23 protein-coding genes and 1 tRNA gene are annotated in these 25,908 nt (G+C 41.0%); 17 read left to right on the forward strand and 7 right to left on the reverse strand.

Annotation, left to right across the window (positions count from 1 at the left end; genetic code table 11):
- Positions 1–17: 17 nt before the first annotated feature.
- The 10 genes from tpiA (at position 18) to BLS46_RS06700 (ending at position 9,636) form a co-directional block, all read left to right on the forward strand.
- On the forward strand, positions 18–776 hold the full coding sequence (gene tpiA / locus BLS46_RS06655) for a triose-phosphate isomerase (protein ID WP_000087891.1): 759 nt from the start codon (positions 18–20) through the stop codon (positions 774–776).
- Positions 777–954: 178 nt separating this feature from the next.
- Positions 955–2,691, forward strand: a complete 1,737-nt coding sequence (locus tag BLS46_RS06660) for an ABC transporter ATP-binding protein (protein WP_093586477.1) — start codon at positions 955–957, stop codon at positions 2,689–2,691.
- 8 nt (positions 2,692–2,699) lie between these two features.
- Positions 2,700–4,481 carry an ABC transporter ATP-binding protein gene (locus BLS46_RS06665; RefSeq protein ID WP_093586479.1) on the forward strand — a complete coding sequence of 594 codons (1,782 nt, stop codon included), beginning with the start codon at positions 2,700–2,702 and terminating at the stop codon, positions 4,479–4,481.
- A 149-nt stretch (positions 4,482–4,630) separates the two neighbouring features.
- Entirely contained in the window at positions 4,631–5,149 is a 519-nt protein-coding gene (locus tag BLS46_RS06670) for a Dps family protein (protein ID WP_093586481.1), read from the forward strand.
- Between the two features lie 210 nt (positions 5,150–5,359).
- On the forward strand, positions 5,360–5,698 hold the full coding sequence (locus BLS46_RS06675; RefSeq protein ID WP_001061600.1) for a zinc ribbon domain-containing protein YjdM: 339 nt from the start codon (positions 5,360–5,362) through the stop codon (positions 5,696–5,698).
- 2 nt (positions 5,699–5,700) lie between these two features.
- Entirely contained in the window at positions 5,701–6,324 is a 624-nt protein-coding gene (locus tag BLS46_RS06680) for a Pr6Pr family membrane protein (protein ID WP_093586483.1), read from the forward strand.
- Positions 6,325–6,436: 112 nt separating this feature from the next.
- Entirely contained in the window at positions 6,437–7,588 is a 1,152-nt protein-coding gene (locus tag BLS46_RS06685) for an MFS transporter (RefSeq protein ID WP_093586485.1), read from the forward strand.
- A 96-nt stretch (positions 7,589–7,684) separates the two neighbouring features.
- Positions 7,685–8,434, forward strand: coding sequence for a tRNA pseudouridine(38-40) synthase TruA (gene truA, locus BLS46_RS06690; RefSeq protein ID WP_093586487.1), 750 nt, complete (start codon positions 7,685–7,687; stop codon positions 8,432–8,434).
- Positions 8,424–9,197 (forward strand): bifunctional hydroxymethylpyrimidine kinase/phosphomethylpyrimidine kinase, encoded by a 774-nt coding sequence (locus BLS46_RS06695; protein WP_093586489.1) that lies wholly within the window; start codon positions 8,424–8,426, stop codon positions 9,195–9,197. Before truA ends, BLS46_RS06695 begins: the two co-directional genes overlap by 11 nt.
- Positions 9,175–9,636, forward strand: coding sequence for an ECF transporter S component (locus tag BLS46_RS06700; RefSeq protein WP_093586490.1), 462 nt, complete (start codon positions 9,175–9,177; stop codon positions 9,634–9,636). The genes BLS46_RS06695 and BLS46_RS06700 overlap by 23 nt, the downstream gene beginning before the upstream one ends.
- A gap of 52 nt (positions 9,637–9,688) precedes the next feature.
- Here BLS46_RS06700 and BLS46_RS06705 read toward each other — a convergent pair whose 3' ends face one another.
- The 7 genes from BLS46_RS06705 to BLS46_RS06735 all read right to left on the reverse strand — a co-directional run bounded on the left by BLS46_RS06705 (position 9,689) and on the right by BLS46_RS06735 (position 18,296).
- Positions 9,689–10,621: a hypothetical protein gene (locus tag BLS46_RS06705; RefSeq protein ID WP_093586492.1), complete on the reverse strand. Its 933-nt coding sequence runs from the start codon at positions 10,619–10,621 to the stop codon at positions 9,689–9,691.
- Positions 10,622–10,634: 13 nt separating this feature from the next.
- Complete coding sequence (locus tag BLS46_RS06710; RefSeq protein WP_093586494.1) at positions 10,635–11,717, reverse strand: M24 family metallopeptidase; 1,083 nt, start codon at positions 11,715–11,717, stop codon at positions 10,635–10,637.
- 127 nt (positions 11,718–11,844) lie between these two features.
- On the reverse strand, positions 11,845–12,627 hold the full coding sequence (gatD, locus tag BLS46_RS06715) for a lipid II isoglutaminyl synthase subunit GatD (RefSeq protein ID WP_093586496.1): 783 nt from the start codon (positions 12,625–12,627) through the stop codon (positions 11,845–11,847).
- Complete coding sequence (murT, locus tag BLS46_RS06720; protein WP_093586498.1) at positions 12,627–13,970, reverse strand: lipid II isoglutaminyl synthase subunit MurT; 1,344 nt, start codon at positions 13,968–13,970, stop codon at positions 12,627–12,629. Before murT ends, gatD begins: the two co-directional genes overlap by 1 nt.
- Positions 13,971–14,266: 296 nt before the next feature.
- Positions 14,267–15,022 (reverse strand): hypothetical protein, encoded by a 756-nt coding sequence (locus BLS46_RS06725; RefSeq protein WP_093586500.1) that lies wholly within the window; start codon positions 15,020–15,022, stop codon positions 14,267–14,269.
- 587 nt (positions 15,023–15,609) lie between these two features.
- Complete coding sequence (locus tag BLS46_RS06730) at positions 15,610–16,815, reverse strand: hypothetical protein (protein WP_093586501.1); 1,206 nt, start codon at positions 16,813–16,815, stop codon at positions 15,610–15,612.
- A gap of 164 nt (positions 16,816–16,979) precedes the next feature.
- Positions 16,980–18,296: an FAD-containing oxidoreductase gene (locus BLS46_RS06735; RefSeq protein ID WP_093586503.1), complete on the reverse strand. Its 1,317-nt coding sequence runs from the start codon at positions 18,294–18,296 to the stop codon at positions 16,980–16,982.
- 347 nt (positions 18,297–18,643) lie between these two features.
- On the opposite strand from BLS46_RS06735, the gene BLS46_RS06740 reads away from it, so the two are divergent.
- The 7 genes from BLS46_RS06740 to vex3 all read left to right on the forward strand — a co-directional run bounded on the left by BLS46_RS06740 (position 18,644) and on the right by vex3 (position 25,669).
- Positions 18,644–20,221 carry a degradosome RNA helicase CshA gene (locus BLS46_RS06740; RefSeq protein ID WP_093586505.1) on the forward strand — a complete coding sequence of 526 codons (1,578 nt, stop codon included), beginning with the start codon at positions 18,644–18,646 and terminating at the stop codon, positions 20,219–20,221.
- Positions 20,222–20,502: 281 nt separating this feature from the next.
- Positions 20,503–21,291, forward strand: a complete 789-nt coding sequence (gene codY, locus BLS46_RS06745; protein WP_004243007.1) for a GTP-sensing pleiotropic transcriptional regulator CodY — start codon at positions 20,503–20,505, stop codon at positions 21,289–21,291.
- The gene (locus tag BLS46_RS06750) at positions 21,291–21,866 is read left to right on the forward strand and encodes a cysteine hydrolase family protein (protein ID WP_093586507.1); all 576 of its coding nucleotides are present in this window, start codon (positions 21,291–21,293) and stop codon (positions 21,864–21,866) included. Before codY ends, BLS46_RS06750 begins: the two co-directional genes overlap by 1 nt.
- A gap of 80 nt (positions 21,867–21,946) precedes the next feature.
- Positions 21,947–22,032, forward strand: a tRNA-Leu gene (locus tag BLS46_RS06755).
- A 269-nt stretch (positions 22,033–22,301) separates the two neighbouring features.
- The gene (locus tag BLS46_RS06760) at positions 22,302–23,579 is read left to right on the forward strand and encodes an ABC transporter permease (RefSeq protein ID WP_093586509.1); all 1,278 of its coding nucleotides are present in this window, start codon (positions 22,302–22,304) and stop codon (positions 23,577–23,579) included.
- Between the two features lie 12 nt (positions 23,580–23,591).
- Entirely contained in the window at positions 23,592–24,239 is a 648-nt protein-coding gene (vex2, locus tag BLS46_RS06765) for an ABC transporter ATP-binding subunit Vex2 (protein WP_000173737.1), read from the forward strand.
- A 50-nt stretch (positions 24,240–24,289) separates the two neighbouring features.
- The gene (vex3, locus tag BLS46_RS06770) at positions 24,290–25,669 is read left to right on the forward strand and encodes an ABC transporter permease subunit Vex3 (protein ID WP_042902562.1); all 1,380 of its coding nucleotides are present in this window, start codon (positions 24,290–24,292) and stop codon (positions 25,667–25,669) included.
- Positions 25,670–25,908: the final 239 nt, after the last annotated feature.

Raw genomic sequence — 25,908 nt, forward strand, 5'->3', positions numbered from 1 at the left:
AAAAAGAGGTATGTGAAATGTCACGTAAACCATTTATCGCTGGTAACTGGAAAATGAACAAAAATCCAGAAGAAGCAAAAGCATTCGTTGAAGCCGTTGCCTCAAAACTTCCTTCATCAGACCTTGTTGAAGCAGGTATCGCAGCTCCAGCTCTTGATTTGACAGCTGTTCTTGCTGCTGCTAAAGGTTCAAACCTTAAAGTTGCTGCTCAAAACTGCTACTTTGAAAATGCAGGTGCTTTCACTGGTGAAACTAGCCCACAAGTTTTGAAAGAAATCGGTACAGACTACGTTGTTATCGGTCACTCAGAACGTCGTGACTACTTCCATGAAACTGACGAAGATATCAACAAAAAAGCAAAAGCAATCTTTGCAAACGGTATGCTTCCAATCATCTGTTGTGGTGAGTCACTTGAAACTTACGAAGCTGGTAAAGCAGCTGAATTCGTAGGTGCTCAAGTATCTGCTGCTTTGGCTGGATTGACTGCTGAACAAGTTGCTGCATCCGTTATCGCTTATGAGCCAATCTGGGCTATCGGTACTGGTAAATCAGCTTCACAAGACGACGCACAAAAAATGTGTAAAGTTGTACGTGACGTTGTAGCGGCTGACTTTGGTCAAGAAGTTGCGGACAAAGTTCGTGTTCAATACGGTGGTTCAGTTAAACCTGAAAACGTTGCTTCATACATGGCTTGCCCAGACGTTGACGGTGCCCTTGTTGGTGGTGCGTCACTTGAAGCTGAAAGCTTCTTGGCATTGCTTGACTTTGTAAAATAATCTAGGTTTTTCCAGACAGACAGTTAAAAGGACTAGGTGACTTTGACTGCCTGTCTTATTTTTACTTGGAGCATTCTTGTGAAAGAGAAATTTTCTGGTCTAGGAAAGTTCCTTAGGGAAGGAAAGGCGTGCGGATGCGCGCTCTTTTCTGTATCAAAAAGTTATGAAAGGAGGAGTCATGCTCTATATTTGGTCTTATTTGAAAAAATATCCCAAGTGGTTATTCTTGGATTTCTTTGGCGCTATTTTCTTTGTTATCGTCAATCTTGGACTGCCAACTGTTCTGGCTCGGATGATTGATGAAGGAGTGAATAAAGGGAATGAACATCAATTGTATGTTTGGGCCGCTATTATGCTGGTGATTATCCTATGTGGAACCTTAGGGCGTATAGTCTTGGCCTACGCAGCTAGTAAGCTGACGACCAATATGGTCAAGGATATGAGGGATGATCTCTATGCCAAATTACAAGAGTATTCTCATCATGAATATGAAAAGATAGGAGTATCTTCACTGGTTACTCGTATCACCAGTGATGCCTTTGTTCTCATGCAGTTTGCAGAACAGACCTTAAAACTGGGTGTCATTACTCCCATGATGATGTTGTCTAGTATTTTAATGATCTTTTTGACCAGCCCGTCATTAGCTTGGATAGTAGCTTTTGCAGTACCTTTCTTAGCCGTGGTGGTCATTTATGTAGCGGTCAAGACGCGACCTCTGTCAGAGAAACAGCAGGCTACCTTAGATAAGATAAACCAATATGCCAGGGAAAATCTGATGGGACTCCGTGTCATTCGTGCCTTTGCTCGTGAGGAGTTTCAAGAGGAACGCTTTGCAGGACAAAATGCTGTCTATGCAGCTAATTCCAATCGTCTGTTTAAACTAACTGGCTTGACAGAACCCTTGTTTGTTCAGATTATTATTGCTATGATTGTGGCTATTGTTTGGTTCGCTCTGGATCCTATCAAGCAAGGTTCTCTTCAAATTGGGGACCTCGTAGCCTTTATCGAATATAGTTTCCACGCTCTCTTGTCCTTCCTTTTCTTATCCAGCCTCTTCACCATGTACCCTCGTACAGCTGTTTCGAGTGAACGCTTGAAAGAAGTCATGGATATGCCGATTTCCATTGATCCAAATGAAGGAGGTATCAGAGAAACTGAAACTCACGGCTATTTGGAATTTGAAAATGTCACCTTTGCCTATCCTGGTGAGACGGAAAATCCTGTTTTGCACAACATTTCGTTCTGCGCCAAACCAGGTGAAACCATTGCTTTTATCGGATCGACCGGATCTGGAAAGTCCTCTCTTGTGCAATTGATTCCACGTTTTTACGACGTCACCCTTGGGAAAATCAAGGTTGATGGTGTCGATGTGAGGGATTACCGCCTCAAGTCTCTCCGTCAAAAGATTGGTTTTATCCCGCAGAAGGCCTTGCTGTTTACAGGAACTATCGCTGAAAATATCCGCTATGGGAAGGAAGATGCTAGTCACAAAGACCTACATCAGGCAGCGGATGTGGCGCAAGCTAAAGATTTTATCGAAAGCCGAGAAGAAGGCTTTGCGACCCATCTAGCTGAAGGTGGAAGCAACCTTTCCGGAGGACAGAAACAACGTCTCTCAATTGCCAGAGCGGTTATAAAGAATCCTGATATCTATATTTTTGACGATTCTTTCTCAGCCTTGGATTATCGTACGGATGCCATTTTGCGCCGTCGTCTCAAGGAAGTAACACAGAATGCAACGGTTTTAATTGTTGCTCAACGTGTCGGAACCATCATGGATGCGGACCAGATCATCGTTCTGGATAAGGGTGAAATCGTGGGTCGTGGTCGACATGAAGAATTGATGGAGACAAATGCCATCTATCGTGAGATTGCTGAGTCGCAGTTGAAAAATGCATCTCTAACAGAAGAATAGGAGGAAATATGAAAACACAATCTAGTTTGGCTCGTTTGTGGAGCTATTTGAAAGCCTACCGTTTTTCTGTCTTCTTTGCAGTCTTTCTAAAAATTTTGAGTGTGGTCATGAGTGTCTTGGAGCCTTTTGTCTTGGGGCTAGCCATTACGGAGTTGACAAAAAATTTCTTAGATATGGCTAATGGTCTTTCAGGCGCTCGTATCAATACTGGCTACATCGGAACTGTTTTAATCATTTACCTCTTTAGAGGTCTCTTGTATGAACTTGGTTCTTATTATTCTAACTATTTCATGACCAATGCGGTCCAGTCTATGACCCAGGATCTGCGAAATGAAATGACCGAGAAAATCAATCGTATCCCAGTATCTTTCTTTGACAAACACCAATTTGGTGATTTATTGGGGCGCTTTACCAGTGACGTTGAGACAGTGTCTAATGCTCTTCAACAGTCTTTTCTCCAAATTGTAAATGCCGTTTTGACGATTGTTCTCGTCATGGGAATGGTTTTATACTTGAACTTTCAACTGGCTATAGTGGTGATTCTATCCATTCCAGTGACCTATTTCGGTGCAAGAAGTATCCTGAAACGTTCTCAGCCTTATTTTAAAGAGCAGGCGGCTATTTTAGGACGGATGAATGGCTATGTGCAGGAAAATCTTACAGGTTTTAATGTCTTGAAACTCTACGGTCGTGAGGAAACTTCTCATAAAGAATTTTCTAAGATTACTGACGACCTCCAACGTGTTGGCTTTAAAGCCAGCTTTATCTCTGGGCTTATGATGCCAGCCCTTCATGCTGTATCGGACTTAACCTATCTGATCGTTGCAGTTCTTGGTGGTTTGCAAGTGATTGCGGGTCGTTTGACAGTGGGGAATATGCAGGCCTTTGTTCAGTACGTTTGGCAGATCAGCCAGCCTATTCAAAACATCACACAACTTGCGGGTCAAATGCAAAGTGCTAAGTCTTCGCTAGACCGCATCTTCGATATCTTGGATGAGACAGAGGAAGTCAAGGGAGAAGAACTCGAAATCCTTGAACCCTTAACAGGTCAGGTGACCTTCCAACTTGTTGACTTCCAGTATGTTGAAAACAAACCATTGATTCGAGACTTTAATCTGGAAGTTCAACCGGGAGAGATGGTGGCGATTGTCGGTCCTACTGGAGCTGGTAAGACGACCTTAATCAATCTGCTTATGCGCTTTTACGATGTCACAGCAGGCGCAATCTTGGTTGACGGGCAGGATATTCGCCAGTTGTCACGTCAAGACTATCGCCGTCAGTTTGGGATGGTCTTGCAGGATGCTTGGCTTTATGAAGGTACGATCAAAGAAAACCTACGTTTTGGAAATCTTGACGCCAGTGACGAGGAAATAATAGAAGCTGCCAAAGCAGCAAATGTAGACCACTTTATCCGAACTCTTCCTGGCGGTTACAACATGGAGATGAACCAAGAGTCAAGTAATATTTCCCTCGGGCAAAAACAACTCTTGACCATCGCGCGTGCTCTCCTAGCCAATCCTAAAATTCTCATTCTGGATGAAGCAACTTCCTCTGTTGATACCCGTTTGGAACTCTTGATTCAAAAAGCTATGAAACGCTTGATGAAGGGAAGAACTAGCTTTGTCATCGCCCACCGTCTCTCTACCATTCAAGAAGCGGATAAGATTCTCGTTCTTAAGGATGGACAGATTATTGAGCAGGGAAATCATGAAAGCTTGCTCCAAGCAAGAGGCTTTTATTATGATTTGTACCAAAGTCAATTTTCGGGTAAATCTGATCAAGTCAGCTAATCAAAACTGTCCAGATTTTTCTTAAATTATCAGTCTATTGCAACTTTTCTCAGATAGTACACTTTCCTTGCTATCGTTTTCTGATAGTAGTATACTTGTATTATAGCTACTGTGAAGTAGTTATAAAAAAATGAAAAGAGGTAAGAAATATGGTTGAATTGAAAAAAGAAGCAGTAAAAGACGTAACAACATTATCTAAAACAGCGCCAGTAGCATTGGCAAAAACAAAAGAAGTATTGAACCAAGCAGTAGCAGACTTGTATGTGGCTCACATTGCCCTTCACCAAGTTCACTGGTATATGCGTGGTCGTGGTTTCCTCGTGTGGCATCCAAAAATGGATGAATACATGGACAGCCTTGATGGCTATCTTGACGAAATCAGCGAACGTTTAATTACCCTTGGTGGGAAACCTTACTCAACTTTGACAGAATTCCTTCAACACAGTGAAATCGAAGAAGAAGAAGGAGAATTCCGTAACGTTGAAGAAAGCTTGGAACGTGTTCTAGCTATTTATCGCTACCTCATCACTCTTTTCCAAAAAGCTTTGGATGTGACTGACGAAGAAAGCGATGATGTTACAAACGATATCTTTGTTGGTGCTAAGGCTGAACTTGAGAAAACAGTTTGGATGATTGCGGCAGAACTAGGACAAGCTCCTGGTCTGTAAGATATAGTTGCTACCCCTTTTATCATGAGGTGCTTGATAAGTGCCCATGACCAATCATCTTTTAAAAGTCATGTAACTGTAAAAAGTTGCATGACTTTTTTGTCTGCTAGACTTAGGACACATTGTCAAAAGTAGGATTTTACGGTATAATAGTTGTTGTTCGAGAAATTTTGATTTTCAAAAAATAGTGAAATGTTATAAGGAGAACCCATGAACAATTTACCAAATTGCCCAAAATGTAATTCAGAATATGTCTACGAGGACGGAAGTCTCTTGGTCTGCCCAGAGTGCGCCTATGAATGGAACCCTGCAGAAGTTGCAGAAGTAGAAGAAGGTGTTGTTGCTATCGATGCCAACGGAAATAAATTAGCCGACGGCGATACTGTAACCCTAATCAAGGACTTGAAAGTAAAAGGTGCGCCAAAGGATTTGAAACAAGGAACTCGTGTTAAAAATATCCGTATCGTAGAAGGTGACCACAACATCGACTGTAAGATTGATGGTTTTGGAGCTATGAAATTGAAGTCAGAGTTTGTTAAGAAAATCTAGCCATGAAACTGAATTACAAATTTATCTTTTATAGTCGTGTGCTCTTGTTCTTAGCGGCATTTACAGGAGTTTATTTAGAGATTACCAAGCACGGTGGCTTTGGAATGCTCCTTTACTACACAGTATTGTCCAATCTTTTGGTAACGATTTTCACTGGCTATCTACTCCGTGTGATGAGTCGTTCAGGTGAAGATTGGCAAAGCCCGACCCTGCTTCGTCTCAAGGGTGGCGTTACCATGAGTATTATGATTACTTGTGTGATTTATCATTTTATGCTTGCTCCGATTGCGACAGACTTTTACCGTGTGGAGAATTTCCTTTGTCACTATATCGTTCCACTCTGGTTTTTAGCCGATACCCTCTTCTTTGATAAACAGGGTCAATACAAGATCTGGGATCCAGTCTTGTGGACCATCTTGCCCTTGGTTTATATGATTTTTGCCTTGTTTAACGGCCTGGTCTTAAAACTCAATATTCCGAATTCCAAGGACAATCCCTTCCCTTATTTCTTTTTAAATGTGAACAAGGGTTGGGACGTGGTTATCAAATGGTGTTTGATCATTTTTGCGGCGTATATGGTTGCAGGCTTTATCTTCTATCTGATCAAGCAAATCAAGCGAAAATAGTCTTCCTATTAGGAAAGTTAGGACGGAGTCTTTAGTTCAATCGGGCTCCTTCTTTTCTTGCCATCTTCCTTTTAAAAGGATCAACAGTGAGAAATATACAGAAAGAAAATTCATGAAACAATTTTTAGAACGGGCTAGTATTTTGGCCCTCTCCCTCGTTTTGATTACCTCCTTTTCCATCTCAAGTGCTCTGCCAGCCATGTTTGACTATTATCAAGGCTACCCCAAAGAACAAATCGAGCTCCTGGTCAGTCTCCCTTCTTTTGGGATCATGATTATGCTGGTTTTAAATGGGTTTTTGGAGCGATTGTTTCCTGAGCGACTTCAGATTAGTCTAGGACTTATCATCCTTTCTATCGGTGGAACAGCCCCTTTCTGGTATCAGGAGTACAACTTTGTCTTTGCGATGCGGATTTTATTTGGCTTGGGTGTTGGGATGATCAATGCCAAGGCCATTTCCATCATCAGCGAACGCTATCATGGAAAGACACGGATCCAGATGTTGGGTCTTCGCGGATCAGCAGAAGTTGTCGGGGCATCGATTTTGACTCTAGTGGTAGGTCAACTCTTATCCTTGGGATGGACAGTGACCTTCTTGGCCTACAGTGCGGGATTTTTAGTATTGATCCTTTACCTGCTCTTTGTCCCTTATGGGAAGGAAAAGAAAGAAACCAAGAAAAAAGAGACCGAAACGACTCGTTTGACAGGACAGATGAAGGGCTTGATTTTTCTCTTGGCTGTCGAAGCAGCAGTTGTTGTCTGCACCAATACAGCTATCACCATTCGTATTCCTAGTCTGATGGTGGAAAGAGGCCTCGGGGATGCTCAATTATCTAGTTTTGTTCTTAGTGTCATGCAGTTGATTGGGATTGTGGCTGGCGTGAGTTTTTCTGTCTTGATTTCTCTCTTTAAAGAAAGATTGCTCCTGTGGTCAGGCATCGCCTTTGGATTGGGGCAGATTGTGATTGCCTTGTCTCCGTCATTGGGTGTGATGGTAGTTGGAAGTATTGTGGCAGGTTTTTCTTATAGTGTGGCCTTGACCACTGCCTTTCAGCTTCTTTCTGAAAGAATTCCAGCTAAACTCCTTAATCAGGCAACATCTTTTGCAGTGCTAGGATGCAGCTTTGGTGCCTTTACCACACCTTTCGTACTGGGGGCTGTCGGTATGGTCACTCAAAACGGTATGTTGGTCTTCACTATTCTAGGATGCTGGTTAATAGTTACTTCCGTATTTGTCATGTTTTCTCTTCGAAAGAAAGCTTAGGATTGATTTCCTAAGTTTTTCTTTTTCATTTTTGTCCCCAGACAATTATTGTTTTTTAAACTTGTTTGTACTATTATTTCCTGATAAAATAGACACATGACAAGATATAAAGCAATCATTTCCTATGACGGCTACTCTTTTGCGGGCTTTCAGCGTCAGCCCCATGCGCGGAGCGTTCAGGAAGAAATTGAAAAAACCTTAACGAGACTTAATAAGGGGCAAGCCATCACTGTTCACGGTGCTGGTAGGACGGATAGTGGGGTTCATGCCCTGGGACAGGTTATCCATTTTGACCTGCCTTATCAAATGAATGAGGAAAAACTCCGTTTTGCTCTGGATACCCAGTCACCTGAAGATATTGATGTGATTTCGATTAAGATCGTGGCGGATGATTTTCATTGCCGTTATGCAAAACATAGCAAGACCTATGAGTTTATCGTGGATAGGGGCCGTCCTAAAAATCCCATGCGCCGTCACTATGCTACTCACTTTCCCTATCCGCTTGATGTTGAGCGGATGCAGATGGCAATCAAAAAGTTAGAGGGAACCCATGATTTCACTGGTTTTACAGCCTCTGGTACTAGTGTGGAGGACAAGGTTCGCACCATTACAGAAGCAAGTCTAACAGTCGATGAGACAGGCCAGTTTTTGACCTTTACCTTTTCAGGAAATGGTTTCTTGTATAAGCAGATTCGCAATATGGTGGGGACGCTACTCAAAATCGGAAATAATCGAATGCCAGTAGAGCAGATTGACTTGATTTTGGAGAAGAAGGACAGGCAACTTGCAGGCCCAACAGCAGCACCAAATGGCTTGTATTTGAAGGAGATTCATTATGAAGAATAATCGTATTTTAGCCCTTTCTGGGAATGATATTTTTAGTGGTGGCGGTTTGTCAGCTGATTTGGCCACCTATACTTTGAATGGCTTGCATGGTTTTGTAGCAGTGACTTGTTTGACGGCCTTGACAGAAAAGGGCTTTGAAGTCTTTCCTACGGACGATACTATTTTTCAACATGAGTTGGATAGTTTGCGTGATGTGGACTTTGCGGGGATCAAGATTGGTCTTCTCCCTACTGTTAGTGTGGCTGAGAAGGCCTTGGACTTTATCAAGCAACGTCCTGGAGTGCCGGTGGTATTGGACCCTGTCTTGGTCTGCAAGGAAACGCACGACGTGGCTGTGAGTGAACTTTGTCAAGAATTGATCCGCTTTTTCCCTCATGTTAGCGTGATTACGCCAAATCTCCCTGAAGCAGAATTATTAGCTGGTCAGGAGATTAAAACCTTGGAAGATATGAAGGCTGCAGCGCAGAAATTGCATGAATTAGGAGCGTCAGCAGTTATTATCAAGGGAGGCAATCGCCTCAGTCAGGACGTGGCTATAGATGTCTTTTATGATGGACAAACTTTCACAGTCCTAGAAAATCCTGTTATCCAAGGGCAGAATGCTGGTGCAGGTTGTACCTTTGCCTCAAGCATTGCCAGTCACTTGGTTAAAGGTGATGAACTTTTACAAGCAGTAGAGAGCTCTAAGGCTTTCGTTTACCGTGCTATTGCACAAGCAGATCAATATGGAGTAAGACAATATGAAGCAAACCAAAACAACTAAAATCGCCCTTGTATCTCTTTTGACAGCCCTTTCTGTGGTTCTAGGTTATTTCTTAAAAATCCCAACACCAACAGGCATTCTAACTCTCTTAGATGCGGGTGTCTTCTTTGCAGCCTTCTACTTTGGTAGTCGTGAAGGGGCTGTCGTTGGAGGACTAGCAGGTTTCTTGATTGACCTCTTATCAGGCTATCCACAGTGGATGTTCTTTAGCTTGGTAAACCATGGCTTGCAGGGATTTTTCGCAGGATTTAAAGGGAAATCTCAGTGGCTAGGCCTTATCTTAGCTACTATTGCGATGGTAGGAGGCTACGCCTTGGGTTCAACTTTGATGAATGGCTGGGCAGCAGCCCTACCAGAAATCCTACCAAACTTCCTGCAAAATATCGTGGGAATGGTTGTAGGGTTTGTGCTTAGTCAAAGTATCAAGAAGATTAGGTAATTATAAAAACCGTAAAGTTAGCAGAAAAATCATTACTGCTAACTTTACGGTTTTATTGGTCTTCTCGTAGATAATAGGAAATCACAACAGAAGAATTACTATCAAAATAGGAATCTTTATCAAAATATTTGCAATTTCCTATTGTAATGCTACGTATTTTGTAATCCTTAATAAAATGAGGTAATTTTTCATATTTTTCTTCAAGTAATGTTACACTATGGAATCCAATATTTTCAAAAAGCTCTTTTACATCTGTAGGTTCTTTTGTAAGTAAAATATCATAATCATCAGGTGAAAGTATATACTGATTCTTTAAAATATCATTTAGTCGCTCAGAAATTCGCAAACTAATATTTTTAGGGATGCTTGAGTCAGTATTATCTCTTGAAATTCTAACTTTTCCCGTTAAACTGCCATAATCATTATAATCTAAAGTAAAAAACCAAGTTGAAATTCTGCTAATTGAATACACCTCAAAATTAATTAAAGCTTGATTAATTTCTACCTTTTTAATTCGAATAATTTGACTGGTTTCTTCGTGAATTATTCTATTAAAGTCTTCTTGAGTTAAGAATTCAGGGAATTGAATGGATAAAGATTGTCTAAGTTCTTCATCTTGTTTCTTTTCAAGACGCTCTTGATTATTCCATGAATGTATTTCAAAAATTAAATTTACAACTTTACTAGGTACACTTATAAAATTAGAAATTCCTGTCATAGTATTATTGGCAATACAAACAGCTCCATCTACAGTATTGGTGGTTATTTTAGAAGTTTCATCTACAACTACTTTAACGGCTTTTGCTGTCTCATTTGCAATATCATTTACAACTTTTGAGGATTCATTTGCAATATCATTTACAACTTTTGAGGATTCATTTGCAATATTATTTACAACCTTTGAAGATTCATTGACGATATCATTTACGACTTTAGAAGTTTCGTTAGCTACATCATCTACAAATTTAAAGAGCCCATCTAACATAAAAACAATTCCTTTAATCAAAATAAAGCAAATCTTTGCTGGTGCTTGTAAAGAGGTCAAAGCCATCCTTGGTTACGACACCACAGTCTTCGATACGAACGCCGACTTTACCAGGGATATAGATACCTGGTTCAACAGAGAAGCACATGCCTTCTTCGATGACCATGTCGTTTCCTTCCATGATAGATGGGAATTCGTGGACATCCATACCGATACCGTGACCGAGACGGTGGTTGAAGTACTCACCGTAACCAGCTTTTTCGATGACTTCACGGGCGGCGCGGTCTACTTCATGAGCAGTCACACCTGGCTTTATAAAGTCAAGGGCAGCTTGTTGGGCTTCAAGGGTCAAGTTGTAGATATCTTTCTTGAATTGGTCAGGTTTACCGACAGCGACTGTACGAGTCATATCTGATGCATAGCCATTGACCATGACACCGAGGTCAAAGAGGAGAAGGGCGTCCTTTTCGACCTTGTTTGCACCAGGAATTCCGTGCGGATTTGCGGCGTTATCGCCAGTCAAGACCATAGTATCAAAGCTCATTTCATAGCCTTCACGTTTCATAGCAAAGTCGATTTGTGCAATGATATCTGTCTCTGTCTTATCAAGAGAAATATTGTCAAAACCAACCTTAACAGCCTTATCAGCATAGAGACCTGCAACCATCATTTTTTGCACTTCGTCAGCTGATTTGATGAGGCGCATGCGTTGGATGCGAGGAGTGAGATTTTCAAACTCAGCAGTTTCAAAGACAGTTTTCAAACCATGGTATTTGGTCAAGATGAGATTATCAAACTCAACAGCGACACGTTTGAAGTCGTGCTGAGGCAAAGCGTTTTTGATTTTTTGCCATGGATTTTCAGAATCCACATAGCCCACAACTGGGAAAGCTACAGTGCTGCTTGCACGCTCCACTTCAAGGGCTGGGACAAAAAGGAGAGGTTCCCGGTCCGCTAAGACAAAAAGGAACATTTGGCGTTCATGGGGATCACTGTAAAAGCCAGTGAGGTAATTAATAGTGACGGGGTCAGATACGACAGCGACGTCTAGTTTTTCTGATTCAAGATATGTTAGGATTTGTTGTAATTTAGACATATGCTACCTTCTTTCTACCCCTCTATTTTGGCAAAAAAAGAGAGAAAATGCAAGGGAGAAGGGTAAAAGAGCAGGCAAAAAGAACTCCGATAATTTTGTGGAGTCCTTTGGTATAGCTTTCGTTATTTTATGAAAAGTCAGCCTTGCTTTTGACATCGTTGTATTCTTCAGCAACTTCTTGGCTGAGAATATCTTCATAGGCAGGGAGTTGGATGTTCTGGCCGTATTTCTTCTTAAGGGCAGTAGTGACCAGACGATAAGCTAGATTGGCATTACGAGAGAGGATAGGTCCGTGGAAGTAGGAACCAAAGACATTCTTATAATGAACCCCTTCACCGATCTTTTCTTCGTTATTTCCATTTCCATAGACAACCTGACCCAGCGGTTTTTGGTCATCTGAGAGGAAGGTACGGCCTTGGTGATTTTCAAATCCATAGTAGGTTTCATTGAATTCGTCATTATGGATCTTGATGTCACCGATAAAGCGATTATTGGTCTGGTTGAGGGTATAGTGGCCCATGACCCCTAGCCCTTCGATGCGTTTGCCTGAAGCTTCAACATAATATTGCCCCAATAGTTGGAAACCACCGCAGATAGCGAGAACCACACCGTCATTTTGGATGTAGTTGTCAATGCTCTCTTTTTTAGCAGGAAGATCGCTAGCGATAATACTTTGTTCAAAATCTTGACCGCCGCCGAAAAAGGCGATATCATAGTGGTTTTCGTCAAAGTCATCATGGAGAGAAACAATATCAACTGTTACATGAGCTCCCAGTTTTTCAGCCACATACTTGAGCATGAGGATGTTTCCATTGTCCCCGTAGGTATTCATGAGGTTTCCATAGAGGTGGGCAATGTTGAGCTGATAAGGGTAGTTGCCATCTTTTGAGGAAAGTGAAGTATAAACCATTAGTTCATCTCCTTTCTAACAATCTGACGACTAGCCAGCAGTTCGCGGAGTTCAAGCATCGCAGTATAGGTAGCTAGGATATAGGCATGCTTGCAGTCTTGGTTCTCAATGGTTTTGAGAACTTGCTCCAGATTGCTTGTTTCAGTGATTTTATCAGCTGGGTATCCTGTCACCCGTAGACGACGCGCGATTTCAGAATGACGAACACCACCAGCGTTGATTTCTGGAATGTCCATGTCAATGATTTGTTCAAAATCAGCATCCCAGATCCAGCTAGTGTCAATTCCGTCTGCATAGTTGGCATTGAGGAGAACAGATAGGCTAAATGGATAAGGCGCTAGTTTAATCATCTCGATAGCCTGAGTTGCACCGACTGGATTCTTAATCAAGACGAGAGTACATTCCTTGTCGCCGATATGGAAGGTTTCCTGGCGTCCAAAGACAGCGCGACTCTTATCAAATCCTTGCTTGATGAGTTGTGAATCAGCGCCGAGGAAACGGGCAATAGCAACCGCAGCTAGTGCATTGTAGATGTTGTAAAGTCCACCGATTTGAATGCCGTATTCTTGTCCGTCAATGACAAAGCGGGAGCGATTGTTGGTTAACTCAACCAAGTCTGTCAGACGGTAGTCCAAGTCAGGTCGTTTGCAGCCACAATTTTCGCAGATATAGGCACCCAAGTTGGCATAGGTATTGTGCTCATATTTGAGGATGCCTTGACAGTCAGGACAGAGGATTCCTTCGGTATTGTAGTGAGCTAGTTGGGCTGGCCCTTTTTCCAAGTCAAAACCAAAATACTGTACAGGATTTGGAATAGCTGGTTTGTAGAAAAGTGGACTGTCACCATTGAGGAGAACAGTAGCCGTAGGCACCTTACGAATGGCATCCAAAATCATCTTATAAGTTGTGTAAATCTCACCGTAGCGGTCCATCTGGTCACGGAAAATATTAGTAATGACAAAAAGGCTAGGATGGATGTAGTCACAGATACGAGATAGACTGGCCTCGTCAATTTCTAGAACGGCAATGTTTTTCCCAGTTTTAGAGGATTTGGCCGTCAAGAAGGTTGTCGTAATCCCTGTAATCATATTGGCACCGCTTGGATTGGTCAGAACCTGACCATAAACCTCTTTTAAAATGCCGACAGTGAGGGCAGTTGTCAGGGTTTTCCCGTTGGTTCCAGTGACCACGACAATTTCGTAGTTCTTAGCTAAATTTTGTAAAATATCTTTATCAAATTGAAGGGCGAGTTTTCCTGGGAGCGTACTTCCACGGCCAAGACGGCTCAAGATGAAGTGAGAAGAACGCCCAGCTAGGAGGCCCAAAGTAGTTTTTAATTTCATGTTTCTATTATATCATACTGCGCCCAGCAGTCCAATAACTAAAGTAACCTCTAAGATCAACTAAAGAAGTAACCTTAGAAGTGCTTTTTAGGTTCTGATTAAACCAAACCAATCAAATACAATATCTTTGGATTTGATAACTTTGGCAACTTTAAGAAATAAATCTTTCTCACTCTGAATATAAGAAAGGAGAGGACATCGATTATCCTCTACAGGTTTTAAAATTTCATTAATCCATTATAGTTGACAAAGATACCTAACTTTTGGGATTTAGATTATTTTTTGGAAAGTCTCTTTTATAATAAATTACGAATTTTTTCTTTTATAAATGCGTTAAGAGGATAGTGTTTATCAAGATATTCTAGGAGTGCCTGAGCAGATTCAGAAATTCGTTCGTAACCTTGCAAAAAGTAGGGTAATTGTTTGGCTTCATTTGGATAACCTTTTTCAAATCGTCTGTTGCTGTTAAAAATATCTATAAAATTAGATTTAGAAGTTTTTTCCAAATTGATTAGTTCAGTCCAGAGCTTGACAGATCTGTTTTGGATGAAATCATAAGCAGCCAATTTTTCGCCTCGTTGATAGCGACCTAGTCCTATATATAGGTTGCATAAAATTTCTCCCAACAGCCATTCGCGGTCTCTATTTTCTTTTGATGGCAATCTTTGTGGCCGGCAGATTGTTCCATCAAAACCGACCTCCTTCCAGATAATCTTGCCTTCAGCGAAGGGAATGTTTACTAGTTCATGAGCTTCAAAGATAGCAAATTCACAAAAAACATCATCTTCAAATAAAACTTTATGTCCGTCCACTGTATTTTGGTAGTGAAATGCAATTGGTTCTAGCTTACTTAACCAGGTTAGGTCCTGGATATAGGCCTGCTTGTAGCCATCTTTTACAATAACAAAGAAATCTAAATCGGAGTACTGATCCAATCGTTCTCTTTCTGCTCCGCAAGAACCAAGTGCCAGTAAAGCTAGTGCTTGTCTAGAATCTTTTAGAGACTGACCAATATTATTTAGTCTTTGTAATAGTAATTCTGTTTTATTCATATCGTTACCTCATTGTTTCTTGTTTACAGACATTATATAGTTAATGTTTTCGAAAGTCAATTTCATCCCATACCAAATATATACTAATGTAATATGGGATTTCTTTCGATATTTTTTACAATGATAAAGTTTAAACATTTTGCGGAGTATTGCTCATATTATCAAGAACGAAGAAATTTGAAGTATCCTTTGATTGATTAGAAAGTGATTCTTATCTTTAAAAAGATCAAATAATTTGTAAAATATTTAAGAAGAAAAAATATATCGACTTAGCCATCAATTTGCAAACAGTAAAATCTTCTCACAAATGATGAAAATACACATACGACCCGCGCAAAGAGTGGATAGTTTACTAATTAGGCATGAAACAATCATTGCAAAATATACTTTTTAAATTACCCATAAAACGATGAGCTGAAGCAAGTTATTTAAAGTCATATGTATTGCTGATATTTAAAAGAGCGACCTGAGACTCAATATATAATTAGGACTGCTAAGTAAAGTGTGGACATTATATCATAAAAGAAAGAAAAGACAGATTTGAGATTTCGCAGAAACAAAAACAGCCCGATGAGGGCTGTGAGTGATTAGTTCTGAAACCAAGTTGCGATTGGAAAGTCGTTTTGTTTCAGTTCCAGTTTTGTTTTGGTTAGAAGTTGACCATTTTCTAATGAATACAATAAGAAATGTTGATTAGTTACGATCAATACCTTGTTTGTCAAACTTGTATCGATGTGTATTATCTCTTCTGTAGAGTCAGGTAAATCTTTTCTGACATTGATTAGATAGCTGGATTCATCAGAGAGATTAACAATAGATAAGGCACAGCGATCATTTCCATCCGCTTCATGTTTAACAATCAATCGATCCTCTTTTGGAGTTTTATAGAGAAGATTGGGATTATCCTCTGGTAGCGTAATGAAGTGCTTTTCCTTACTAGACAAGTTCATGACAAGTATGCGATTGTCTGGATCCTTGGAGAAAGTTTCTGTATTTCGGGTATATGCAACGCTACTGTAATAATTGTCACCGATTAATTCAGAAGAAGTCAGCATTTCAACGATTTTGCCTTCGCTTGTCAGAGGCGTGCGAGACAATTCTTTTAGTTGGTCATTTTCGTCCAATTCAACTAAATAGCCATCGAACACTAAAGCGGGTCGTTGACGGGACTCATCATGAAACCCCAGACCGAGATAGAGGCGATTTCCTCTTCCATGAAACTGGATCGGAAAGGAAGTGGATTCGGAGAATGTTTTTTGAGTAATCAGCTTTCCTGAGATGTCAAACATACTGAGCACCCCATCCTCAGTTGTAGTTTGGCCTGTGTAGAAGAACTTGTCTGATACTCCAGCTCCTGAATAAGCATAGAAGGGAGTTGAAGTTTTCCGTATGTCCCCTGTCTGAAAGTCAAGAGATACGATGTTCTGAGTGGATGCCTTCCCTCTGGTATTTCCAGATGAAAAGACGAGATAGCGATTGTCAAACCGTCCCTGAGGAAACCAGAAATTGACATCTTCTGCAGTGGAGACATCCTCAGTCTTCATGAGCTGAAACTGATCGTTTTGCAACTGATAACTTTGAATGGATTTCGAATTGACAAGGTAAAAATCAGCAGCTTGATTGACTGTGAATCGCTGTTTTTGAGGTGAAATCAAGCGAAAAAGCATCCAACAAAGTAGGAGAAAAATGAAGACTATACTGACACAGAAAACCAGTGTTTTCACAGTCGTACTTTTTTCTTTGGATAGAAAGGAAAAAGGAGAGTGTTTTGGTGGTTTAACTTGCTTTCCCATTTGACTAGCCTCCTTTTTGAACAGAAAATGAAGACAACATCCTACACCTATATTATAAGCTTTTACAGATAAAAGCACAAATAATCTTGCAAAGAAACTATAGACTGGATAGAAAAAGACAAACATCGAAATGGATGCTTGTCTTGTGGAGAATATCTGAAAATCTAGATCGCAAACAAGTCATTCAAGTTCTCAGCCAAGGTTGGGTGAGTGAAGATTTGTTTTGTGAAGTAAGTGTAAGGAATCTTGTTGTCCATCGCAACAGTGATGATATTGATGATTTCTTGAGAACCTTCTGAGAAGATGCTTGCACCGAGAATTTCTTTTGTTTCAGTGTTGACAACAGCTTTGAAGGCTCCACGAAGGTCTCCATTTACGTGACCACGAGGCATCGCAGCAACAGGAATTTCCTTCACAGCGTATGGAAGTTTCAAATCAGCTGCTTGGCTTTCCGTCAAACCGACTTGTGAAAGTGCAGGTGTGATGAACATGGTGTTTGGCACGTTGAGACGGTCTTCAAGTGTGTAGCTGCCATCACCAGCAAGATAGCTGTAGACAACGCGGAAGTCATCAAGTGAAATGTAGGTAAATTGAGGTCCACCGTTGACGTCTCCAACTGCGAAGACACCAGGAACGTTTGTTTGACAATGTTTGTCTACTTTGATAGCACCACGCTCTGTTAGTTCAATATTAGTATTCTCAAGTTGAAGTGGTTCTACGTTTGGCTTACGTCCAGTTGCGTAGAGAAGAGCATCGAAACGGTAAGTTTCCTTTTCAGTTACGACAAGGACTTGGTCACCGTCGTTTTTGATTTCAGTAGTACGGATGTTTTGAAGCAATTCAATACCGTCTTCTTCCATGTATTGTTTAGCAAGAGCTGCGATGGAAGGTTCTGCACGAGGTAGGAAAGTATCCAAGGCATCTAGGACTGTAACTTTACTACCAAGTCTATTGTAGAGTCCTGCAAATTCAAGACCGATATTTCCGCCACCAAGGACACCAAGTTTTTCAGGCAATTTATCCAAGTTTTGGATACCTGTCGAGTCAAAGACATTTTTACTTGTAGCAAGTCCAGGAATTGGCAAGACGTTTGAAACAGCGCCAGTGTTGATGACGATTGTTTCAGCAGTGAGTTCTTGTTTTTCGTCACCTGCTTGGATTTCGATGACTTTGTTTGAAAGGAAGTGAGCTTCCGCATCAAAGATATCCACACCTGTTCCCGCAACAGTGGCATAGTTTTTACCATTGAGGCGACCAGTGATGGTATTTTTGGTAGCAATGACTTCTTCAAAAGACAAATCTTTCTCAGCAGCGACTAGCAAGGTTTTAGTTGGGATACAGCCGATATTGATACAAGTTCCACCGTACATAGCTTTGCTACGTTCAATAAGGGCAACTTTTTTGCCAGCTGAAGCCAATTTACCAGCTAGTGTTTTACCAGCTTTACCAAATCCAATAACGATTAAATCATATGTTAACATTTATAGTCCTCCTATTTGATTTTCATTCTAGCACAAGAAAACACTTTTTGCACAAATCTGCTACGGGAAATGAAGTGAGCTTGAAATGCTCCCTTCAAATTCTTTGATAAACAACTTTCATGCCACTTTACTGCTAGAAAATCGTTTACATGATTTTCCTAATGGATTCTACTATCTTTTGCTTCTCTCTTGTGTTATACTAGATAGGTTGCAAAGAAACTCGTACTTTTCTTTCGTGGAAAAGAAGCAACACGGTATCTCGTTTTGAAGAAGATACGTCATGAAAAGAAAAGTATATGCTAAGCGCTATAGGGTGGCTTCGCACCACCTTTAGAAAGAAGAAAAACGTGAAATTTAATGAATTTAACTTGTCTGCTGAATTGCTAGCAGAGATTGAAAAAGCTGGATTTGTAGAAGCAAGTCCCATCCAAGAGCAAACTATTCCTTTGGCTCTTGAAGGAAAAGACGTTATCGGTCAAGCTCAGACTGGTACAGGAAAAACTGCGGCATTTGGCTTGCCAACCCTTGAAAAAATCCGTACAGAAGAAGCGACCATCCAAGCCTTGGTCATCGCTCCAACTCGTGAACTCGCTGTTCAAAGCCAAGAGGAATTGTTCCGCTTTGGCCGTAGCAAGGGAGTGAAAGTTCGCTCAGTTTACGGTGGTTCAAGCATTGAAAAACAAATCAAGGCCCTTAAATCTGGTGCCCATATCGTGGTAGGAACACCAGGCCGTCTCTTGGACTTGATTAAACGCAAGGCCTTGAAATTACAAGATATTGAAACGCTTATCCTTGATGAAGCGGATGAAATGCTCAACATGGGCTTCCTTGAAGACATCGAAGCCATTATCTCTCGTGTTCCTGCAAATCGTCAAACCTTGCTCTTCTCAGCAACCATGCCAGATGCTATCAAACGTATCGGTGTCCAGTTTATGAAAGACCCTGAACATGTCAAAATTGCTGCCAAGGAATTGACAACAGAACTGGTTGACCAGTACTATATCCGTGTCAAGGAACAAGAAAAATTTGATACCATGACCCGTCTTATGGATGTTGAACAACCTGAATTGTCCATTGTATTTGGTCGTACCAAACGCCGTGTGGATGAATTGACTCGTGGACTTAAAATCCGTGGCTTCCGTGCAGAGGGAATTCATGGTGACCTAGATCAAAATAAACGTCTTCGTGTCCTTCGTGACTTTAAAAATGGCAATCTAGATGTTCTGGTTGCGACGGACGTAGCAGCTCGTGGTTTGGATATTTCTGGTGTTACTCATGTATATAACTACGACATCCCTCAAGATCCTGAAAGTTATGTTCACCGTATCGGCCGTACAGGTCGTGCTGGTAAGTCAGGTCAGTCTATTACTTTCGTAGCGCCAAATGAAATGGGTTACCTTCAAATTATCGAAAACTTGACTAAGAAACGCATGAAAGGCTTGAAACCAGCGACAGCAGAAGAAGCCTTCCAAGCTAAGAAACAAGTAGCTCTCAAGAAAATCGAACGTGATTTCGCAGATGAAACCATTCGTGGGAACTTTGAGAAATTTGCTAAAGATGCCCGTAAATTGGCTGCTGAATTTAGTCCAGAAGAATTGGCTATGTATATCTTGAGTCTCACTGTTCAAGATCCTGACAGCCTTCCAGAAGTGGAGATTGCACGTGAAAAACCACTGCCATTTAAACCATCAGGTAATGGCTTTGCTGGCAAAGCTAAGGGAGGTCGTGGAGGCCGTCGTGGGGACGACCGTCGAGACCGTGATCGCCGTGGCAATGGTCGTCGTGATGAGTTCAAGAAAGGCAGTCGTGGAAATGATCGTTTTGATAAAGACAGACGTTACCGTAATAAAGACAATAAAAAACCTCGCAACACTTCAAGCGAAAAGCAAACAGGCTTTGTTATTCGTAACAAGGGAGACAAATAGGAAAAAGCGATTCACTGGGTGAATCGCTTTTATATATAAGGAGACCAAGGGGAAAAGAAGATGGATAATAGTAAAGGAAAGGTGAGATGGGAAGGGATCCTTAACTCATCTTCTTATAATATTATAATATCAAAAAATGAAGTTTTGTCAATGAAAAATAATAATTTTTTCTAAAATATTTTTGCTTTTAAAAATTGCAATTCAATAAGCAATTTTCAGATAATTATTGAAATTTCAGGTTCTTTATGTTATAATGATAGCGATTAAATGCGAGGTGAAAAATGGCACATTTATTAGAAAAAACAAGAAAAATTACATCAATTTTAAAACGCTCAGAAGAGCAAATGCAGGATGAACTTCCATACAATGCCATTACACGTCAACTAGCAGACATTATTGATTGCAATGCCTGTATTGTCAATAGCAAGGGACGACTTTTGGGCTATTTTATGCGCTATAAAACCAATACAGACCGTGTAGAGCAGTTTTTCCAAACCAAGACGTTCCCAGATGACTATGTACAAGGGGCAAACATGATCTACGATACGGAGGCCAATCTTCCTATTGAACATGATTTGACCATTTTCCCAGTAGAGAGCCGTGCGGATTTTCCAGATGGTTTGACAACCATTGCTCCCATTCATGTATCAGGGATTCGCCTAGGTTCCTTGATTATTTGGCGCAATGATAAGAAATTTGAAGATGAGGATTTGATTCTTGTTGAGATTGCGAGTACAGTGGTAGGGATTCAACTCTTGAACTTCCAACGCGAAGAAGACGAGAAAAATATTCGCCGTCGTACTGCTGTAACCATGGCAGTCAATACCCTCTCCTACTCAGAACTTCGTGCTGTTTCAGCTATTTTATCTGAGCTAAATGGAAATGAAGGACAATTGACTGCATCTGTCATTGCAGATCGTATCGGTATTACGCGCTCAGTAATCGTCAATGCTCTCCGTAAGCTGGAGTCGGCAGGAATTATTGAAAGCCGTTCACTAGGAATGAAGGGAACCTATCTCAAGGTATTGATTTCAGATATCTTTGAGGAAGTGAAAAAGAGGGACTACTAATGGCAAAGGCTTTAATCTCGATTGACTATACAGAGGATTTTGTAGCAGATCAGGGAAAATTGACAGCAGGTGCTCCTGCTCAAGCCATATCAGAGGCAATCAATCAAGTAACCAGACTGGCTTTTGATCGAGGAGACTATGTCTTCTTCACTATTGATGCTCATGAGGAGAAGGATACCTTCCACCCGGAAAGTAAACTCTTTCCACCGCACAATATCATTGGGACTAGTGGCCGTAACCTCTATGACTCCCTAGCTGATTTCTATGCGGAAAATAAGGACGATAGTCGCGTCTTTTGGATGGACAAGCGTCACTATTCAGCATTTTCAGGAACGGATCTCGATATTCGCCTGCGAGAACGTCGAGTTGATACAGTCATCTTAACTGGTGTTTTGACAGATATTTGTGTCCTCCATACGGCTATTGATGCCTACAATTTAGGTTATAATATTGAAGTTGTCAAACCTGCGGTTGCCTCTATCTGGCCAGAAAATCATCAGTTTGCTCTTGGACATTTTAAGAACACTCTGGGAGCTAAATTGTTGGATGAAAATTTGGCTGAAATTAAAGAATGATTCCCTTGGAAAAATGAAAAAAATCTGAAAAAAGTGTTGACAAAGATTTTGAAAGTTGATATACTAGTAAAGTAATCGACGCGGGGATGGCGGAATTGGCAGACGCGCAGGACTAAGGATCCTGTGACCGCTTTAGGTCGTGAGGGTTCAAGTCCCTCTCTCCGCATAGGATAAGAGTTAGCTGTGGCTAGCTCTTTTTGTTTTTCCAAAGAAGGTTAGAGGTACAGTTCGACTATCGGAAGAACTTGGCATCAAGAACTATCATTTATGGAATGGAGTTGTTTTTTTGATTGGTAAAACGTGTTCTAATATGAAGAAAGTTAGCAGTTGCTAGCTTTCTTCATTTTTTCAAAAAATAAATCAAAAAATATTTTCGATTTCATAAACATTTCATATTTGGATTTTATAATAGTCTTACAAATATGGAGGTGACAAATGAATCCAATCCAAAGAGCTTGGGCTTATGTCAGCAGAAAACGACTGAGAAGTTTTATTTTATTTCTGATTTTATTGGTCCTATTGGCCGGAATTTCAGCCTGTTTGACTCTGATGAAGTCCAACAAAACAGTAGAAAGCAATCTTTACAAATCACTCAATGCTTCTTTTTCTATCAAAAAGATAGAAAATGGACAGACCTTCAAGTTGTCAGACCTAGCATCCGTGAGCAAGATTAAGGGACTGGAAAATGTCTCTCCTGAACTCGAAACGGTCGCAAAACTGAAAGACAAGGAAGCGGTGAGTGGTGAGCAGAGCGTAGAACGCGATGATTTGTCAGCTGCGGATAAGAACTTGGTTAGCTTAACGGCTCTTGAGGATTCATCCAAGGATGTCACCTTTACTAGTTCAGCTTTCAACCTAAAAGAAGGGCGACACCTTCAAAAAGGAGATTCTAAGAAAATCCTTATCCACGAAGAGTTGGCCAAGAAGAACGGTCTTTCGCTTCATGACAAGATTCGCTTGGATGCTGGTCAATCCGAAGTTGGAAAAGGGCAAACAGTTGAGTTTGAGATTGTCGGCATCTTTTCTGGTAAAAAGCAAGAGAAATTTACAGGCTTGTCTTCTGACTTCAGTGAAAACAATGTCTTTACAGACTATGAAAGTAGCCAAACCCTTCTGGGAAATAGTGAAGCTCAAGTCAGTGCAGCGCGCTTCTATGTAGAAAATCCTAAGGAAATGGACGGACTCATGAAGCAAGTGGAAAGCTTGGCTTTAGAAAATCAAGGTTACCAAGTAGAGAAGGAAAACAAGGCCTTTGAACAAATCAAAGACTCAGTTGCAACCTTCCAAACCTTCCTCACCATCTTCCTTTATGGGATGTTGATAGCTGGAGCTGGAGCCTTAATTTTGGTCTTGTCTCTCTGGTTGAGAGAAAGGGTCTACGAAGTGGGGATTTTACTCGCACTTGGAAAAGGTAAGAGCTCGATCTTCCTCCAGTTCTGTTTAGAGGTAGTTTTGGTATCAATCGGAGCTTTGCTTCCATCCTTTATCGCTGGAAACGCCATCACATCCTATCTACTTCAAACTGTACTAGCCAGTGGAGATCAGGCAACCTTACAAGACACACTAGCCAAAGCAAGTGGTCTATCAACCAGTCTCCTATCCTTTGCAGAATCCTATGTCTTTCTGCTCCTGATTGGTTGCTTGTCTGTAGCCCTTTGTTTCGTATTTCTATTTAGAAAATCGCCGAAAGAAATTTTATCATCTATTAGTTAAGAAGGAGAAATCATGACTTTATTACAATTGCAAGATGTTACCTACCGTTATAAGAACACTGCTGAAGCAGTTTTATATCAGATCAAGTATAATTTTGAACCCGGAAAATTTTATAGTATCATTGGTGAGTCAGGAGCAGGGAAATCCACTCTCTTGTCCCTCCTTGCTGGTCTAGATAGTCCTGTTGAAGGTTCTATCCTTTTCCAAGGAGAGGACATTCGGAATAAGGGGTATTCTTACCATCGCATGCACCATATTTCCCTGGTCTTTCAAAATTATAACTTGATAGATTATCTTTCTCCGCTGGAAAATATCCGCTTGGTCAACAAAAAAGCAAGCAAGGATACACTTCTTGAGCTTGGTTTGGATGAAAGTCAGATCAAGCGGAACGTTCTCCAGTTATCAGGTGGTCAACAGCAACGTGTAGCCATCGCTCGCAGTTTAGTCTCAGAAGCTCCAGTTATTCTAGCTGATGAGCCAACAGGAAATCTGGACCCTAAAACTGCTGGAGATATTATCGAACTGCTCAAATCACTTGCCCAGAAAACAGGTAAATGTGTGATCGTCGTCACCCACAGTAAAGAAGTGGCACAAGCGTCAGATATTACACTTGAATTGAAGGACAAGAAACTGACTGAAACTCGCAATACTACAAAATAAGATGAGTTTGTTTTGATAGAATTATGAAATCAAATCTAGAAAGGGAACCTATGTTACACAACGCATTTGCCTATGTTACAAGGAAGTTTTTCAAATCGATTGTTATCTTCCTGATTATTCTCCTCATGGCGAGCTTGAGTTTGGTCGGCTTGTCGATTAAGGGAGCTACTGCCAAGGCTTCTCAGGAGACCTTTAAAAATATCACCAATAGCTTCTCCATGCAAATCAATCGTCGCGTCAATCAAGGAACGCCACGTGGTTCTGGGAATATCAAGGGTGAGGATATCAAAAAAATCACCGAAAATAAGGCCATCGAGTCTTATGTTAAACGCATCAACGCTATCGGAGATTTGACTGGATATGATCTCATCGAAACGCCAGAAACCAAGAAAAATCTCACTGCAGACCGTGCCAAGCGTTTTGGAAGTAGTTTGATGATTACAGGTGTCAATGACTCCTCTAAAGAAGATAAGTTTGTCTCTGGCTCATATAAGCTGGTTGAAGGTGAGCACCTAACCAACGACGACAAAGACAAGATCCTCATGCACAAGGACTTGGCAGCCAAACACGGATGGAAAGTCGGAGATAAGGTCAAACTAGACTCCAATGTTTACGATGCAGACAATGAAAAAGGTGCCAAGGAAACAGTTGAAGTGACAATCAAGGGACTCTTTGATGGTCACAATAAGTCAGCAGTAACCTATTCACAAGAACTCTATGAAAATACAGCTATCACAGACATTCACACAGCTGCAAAACTTTATGGATACACAGAAGACACAGCTATTTATGGGGACGCAACCTTCTTTGTAACAGCAGACAAGAACTTGGATGACGTCATGAAAGAGTTGAATGGTATCAGTGGTATCAACTGGAAGAGCTACACACTTGTGAAGAGCTCCTCTAACTACCCAGCTCTAGAGCAATCCATCTCTGGTATGTACAAGATGGCCAACCTCCTCTTCTGGGGTAGCTTGAGCTTCTCAGTTCTTCTCCTTGCCCTCTTGCTCAGTCTTTGGATCAATGCCCGTCGCAAGGAAGTAGGAATCCTCCTCTCTATCGGTCTCAAGCAGGCAAGTATCTTGGGGCAATTCATTACCGAATCTATCTTGATTGCCATCCCTGCTCTCGTTTCTGCTTACTTCCTAGCCAACTACACAGCTCGTGCCATCGGAAATACTGTTCTTGCCAATGTCACTTCAGGTGTTGCCAAGCAAGCCAGTAAGGCTGCTCAAGCCTCTAATCTTGGTGGTGGTGCAGAAGTAGATGGCTTTAGCAAGACCTTGTCGAGCTTAGATATTTCCATTCAGACATCAGACTTTATCATCGTCTTTGTCCTTGCTTTGGTTCTAGTGGTTCTCGTTATGGCGCTTGCTTCAAGCAATCTCCTCAGAAAACAACCAAAAGAGCTCTTGCTCGATAGCGAATAAAAAACTTGCTACCTATTCTCCCCTAAATGGGGTATAATATAGGTAGCATTTTTATCTATTTCATCTTGATAATACTCTTCGAAAATCAAATTCAAACCACGTCAGCTTCACCTTGCCGTACTCAAGTACAGCCTGCGGCTAGCTTCCTAGTTTGCTCTTTGATTTTCATTGAGTATAAGGACTCTTCTTATCAGGATGAAACAGAGAAGATTTACAAGAAATTTAAAGGAATGTGAAAC

This window comes from Streptococcus sp. NLAE-zl-C503, assembly GCF_900104285.1.
GTDB lineage: Bacteria > Bacillota > Bacilli > Lactobacillales > Streptococcaceae > Streptococcus.

Bases quoted from the DNA above. Each gene is read 5' to 3' on its own strand.
- tpiA (WP_000087891.1), top strand. From the start codon at position 18: ATGTCACGTAAACCATTTATCGCTGGTAACTGGAAAATGAACAAAAAT.
- BLS46_RS06660 (WP_093586477.1), top strand. From the start codon at position 955: ATGCTCTATATTTGGTCTTATTTGAAAAAATATCCCAAGTGGTTATTC.
- BLS46_RS06665 (WP_093586479.1), top strand. From the start codon at position 2,700: ATGAAAACACAATCTAGTTTGGCTCGTTTGTGGAGCTATTTGAAAGCC.
- BLS46_RS06670 (WP_093586481.1), top strand. From the start codon at position 4,631: ATGGTTGAATTGAAAAAAGAAGCAGTAAAAGACGTAACAACATTATCT.
- BLS46_RS06675 (WP_001061600.1), top strand. From the start codon at position 5,360: ATGAACAATTTACCAAATTGCCCAAAATGTAATTCAGAATATGTCTAC.
- BLS46_RS06680 (WP_093586483.1), top strand. From the start codon at position 5,701: ATGAAACTGAATTACAAATTTATCTTTTATAGTCGTGTGCTCTTGTTC.
- BLS46_RS06685 (WP_093586485.1), top strand. From the start codon at position 6,437: ATGAAACAATTTTTAGAACGGGCTAGTATTTTGGCCCTCTCCCTCGTT.
- truA (WP_093586487.1), top strand. From the start codon at position 7,685: ATGACAAGATATAAAGCAATCATTTCCTATGACGGCTACTCTTTTGCG.
- BLS46_RS06695 (WP_093586489.1), top strand. From the start codon at position 8,424: ATGAAGAATAATCGTATTTTAGCCCTTTCTGGGAATGATATTTTTAGT.
- BLS46_RS06700 (WP_093586490.1), top strand. From the start codon at position 9,175: ATGAAGCAAACCAAAACAACTAAAATCGCCCTTGTATCTCTTTTGACA.
- BLS46_RS06705 (WP_093586492.1), bottom strand. From the start codon at position 10,621: ATGTTAGATGGGCTCTTTAAATTTGTAGATGATGTAGCTAACGAAACT.
- BLS46_RS06710 (WP_093586494.1), bottom strand. From the start codon at position 11,717: ATGTCTAAATTACAACAAATCCTAACATATCTTGAATCAGAAAAACTA.
- gatD (WP_093586496.1), bottom strand. From the start codon at position 12,627: ATGGTTTATACTTCACTTTCCTCAAAAGATGGCAACTACCCTTATCAG.
- murT (WP_093586498.1), bottom strand. From the start codon at position 13,970: ATGAAATTAAAAACTACTTTGGGCCTCCTAGCTGGGCGTTCTTCTCAC.
- BLS46_RS06725 (WP_093586500.1), bottom strand. From the start codon at position 15,022: ATGAATAAAACAGAATTACTATTACAAAGACTAAATAATATTGGTCAG.
- BLS46_RS06730 (WP_093586501.1), bottom strand. From the start codon at position 16,815: ATGGGAAAGCAAGTTAAACCACCAAAACACTCTCCTTTTTCCTTTCTA.
- BLS46_RS06735 (WP_093586503.1), bottom strand. From the start codon at position 18,296: ATGTTAACATATGATTTAATCGTTATTGGATTTGGTAAAGCTGGTAAA.
- codY (WP_004243007.1), top strand. From the start codon at position 20,503: ATGGCACATTTATTAGAAAAAACAAGAAAAATTACATCAATTTTAAAA.
- BLS46_RS06750 (WP_093586507.1), top strand. From the start codon at position 21,291: ATGGCAAAGGCTTTAATCTCGATTGACTATACAGAGGATTTTGTAGCA.
- BLS46_RS06760 (WP_093586509.1), top strand. From the start codon at position 22,302: ATGAATCCAATCCAAAGAGCTTGGGCTTATGTCAGCAGAAAACGACTG.
- vex2 (WP_000173737.1), top strand. From the start codon at position 23,592: ATGACTTTATTACAATTGCAAGATGTTACCTACCGTTATAAGAACACT.
- vex3 (WP_042902562.1), top strand. From the start codon at position 24,290: ATGTTACACAACGCATTTGCCTATGTTACAAGGAAGTTTTTCAAATCG.